General features: G+C 73.3%; 1 protein-coding gene. It reads right to left on the bottom strand.

Annotated features, from left to right (window positions below):
* The coding region (locus tag ACFVH5_RS44305) for an SDR family NAD(P)-dependent oxidoreductase (RefSeq protein WP_385839357.1) at positions 1-2444 on the bottom strand (2444 nt) is incomplete at its 3' end.
* Positions 2445-2460 lie beyond the last annotated feature (16 nt).

Here is a 2460-nt window from a genome sequence, read left to right as displayed (position 1 = left end):
ACGGAGGAGAACAGCACGAACGCGTCCAGGTCCATGTCCTGGGTCAGCCGGTGCAGGTTCCACGCACCGTCCACCTTCGGACGCAGCACCGCGTCGAACCGCTCAGGAGTGAGCGCCGTCACGATGCCGTCGTCGAGGGTGCCGGCGCAGTGCACGACCGCGCCGAGCGGGTGCTCCTCCGGAAGCCCGGCGAGCAGGTCCTCCAGCGCCCGGCGGTCGGCCACGTCGCAGGCCGCGATCGTGACCTCGGCGCCGAGACCGGCCAGTTCGCCGACGAGCGTGTCGCCCGCGGCTGCGCCGCGGCGACTGGTGAGCAGCAGCCTCCTGACGCCGTGCGTGACCACCAGGTGACGGGCGAGGAGCCTGCCCAGGGCGCCGGTTCCGCCGGTGACGAGGACCGTCCGGTCCGTGTCGAACCGCACCGGTGAGCCGTCCGGCTCCGAGCCGTCCGACGCCGGGTCCTGCGACTGCGAGCCGTCCGGCGCCGCTACGGGGGCGCCGGTACGGATGCGGCCGAGGCGCGGTACGAGGAGCGAGCCGTCGCGCACGGCGAGCTGCGGTTCCGCGGTGGCCAGGGCGGCCGGTACGGCCCGCAGGGACGCGTCCGAGCCGTCGAGGTCGATCAGGGTGAACCGGCCGGGGTGTTCCGACTGCGCGGTGCGGATCAGCCCCCAGACCGCCGCTCCGGCCAGGTCGGCCGACTCGTCGCCGCTGCCGGTGGTCGTCGCGCCCCTGGTGAGGACCACCAGACGGGAGTCGGTTCGTTCGTCGGCCACGACCGACTGGACGAGGCCGAGCACGTGGCGCGTGACGGAGCGTACGGACCGCACCGTGTCGGCGCCGGGTTCGCAGACGCTCCAGGTGACGAACACCGCCGGTCCGGAAGCCTTGTCCTGCGGTGCCGCCGCCGGGAGGGTCATCGAGTCCGGCCGGACCTCCACCGCGGTGCCGAGCGCCGCCGGCGACGACGCGAGGTGCTGGTTGTGCGGATCGGCGACCACGGTCCACGCGGTCTCGGCAGCGGCCCGGTCGTTGTCCCCCGGTACGGGAAGGGCGAGCCAGTCGACCCCGTAGAGCTCCGCGGTGTCGGCCGTACGCACGGCGGCGAGTTGGTCGGCGCCGACGGTCCGCATGCTGAGGGAGCGGATCGTCAGCACCGCCGCACCCGTCCGGTCGGCGACGACGAGCGAAACGGTGTCCGGCGCGGAGGATTCGATGCGGACCCGCAGTGCGGTCGCTCCCGTGGCGTACAGGGACACACCACCCCAGGAGAACGGGACCCTGACGGAGTCGCCGGCCGTCCCGTCACCCGCGACGAGCGCCGCAGGCTGGAGCGCCGCGTCGAGCAGGGCCGGGTGGATGCCGTACGTGCCCGGGTCGGTGCCCGCGGGGAGGGCGACTTCCGCGTACAGCGTGTCCCCGTCCTGCCAGGCCGACCGCAGTCCGCGGAACAGCGGCCCGTATCCCAGTCCCGCTTCGGAGATCCGGTCGTAGAACTCCTCCGGGTCCAGGTAGGCCGAGGCGGCCGGGGGCCAGAGGTCGTCCGAGAACACGTCGGCCGACGCGGGGACCGCACCGGGCTCCGCGGTGAGTGCGCCCGTGGCGTGCCGGGTCCAGTCGTCGCCGGTCGGCGCGTCCTCCGGCCGCGAGTAGACAGTGAACCGGCGGCGTCCGGATTCGTCCGCGGCCTCGACGAGGACCCGCAGCTGGAGCGCGTCGCGGTCCGGCACGGCGAGGAACACATGGTGGGTCAGTTCCTCGATCTGCTCACAGCCCACGTGCCCCGCCGCGTGGAGGAGAAGGTCGACGAACGCCGCGCCGGGCAGCACCTGGGTGCCGAAGACGGTGTGTTCGGGGATCCAGGCGGGGTCGGAAGCCGAGATGCGGCCGAGGAACAGGTGTCCGCCGCCGTCGGGCAGCTCGACCGAGGTGGTCAGCACCGGATGGCTCGTCGCCGTCAGTCCCGGACCGCCGGCACCCGCGGTGGGCTTCGGCGCCTCCAGCCAGTAGCTCTGGCGTTGGAAGGGATAGGTGGGAAGGGCGGCGGCGGGAGCCGTGCCGGTCAGCAGGGTCCAGTCGAGGCTGCTGCCGTGGGTGTGCGCGGCCGCCAGGGCGGCGAGGAAGGCCTGGGCCTCGTTCCGGTCGCGGTGCATGAGGGGGACGAACGTGACGTCGTCGCCCTGCGGCACGCACTCCTTGGCCATGGTGGTCAGCGTGGCGTCCGGGCCGAGTTCGATGAAGTGGCGGACGCCCCGGTCGTGGAGGGTGCCGACGCCGTCGGCGAAGCGGACCGCTTCCCGCACATGACGGACCCAGTAGGCAGGGGTGGTGATGCGACGCGGGGCGGCGGCCCGGCCGGTCAGGTTGGAGACGAGGGGGATGGTGGGTGTGTGGTAGGTGAGGTCCGCGGCGATGTGCTCGAAGTCGTCGAGCATGGGGTTCATGTGGGGTGAGTGGAAG

The sequence above is a fragment of the Streptomyces sp. NPDC127119 genome (genome assembly GCF_042677425.1).
Taxonomy (GTDB): Bacteria; Actinomycetota; Actinomycetes; order Streptomycetales; family Streptomycetaceae; genus Streptomyces.
This window is presented reverse-complemented; position numbering and strand designations above follow the sequence as displayed.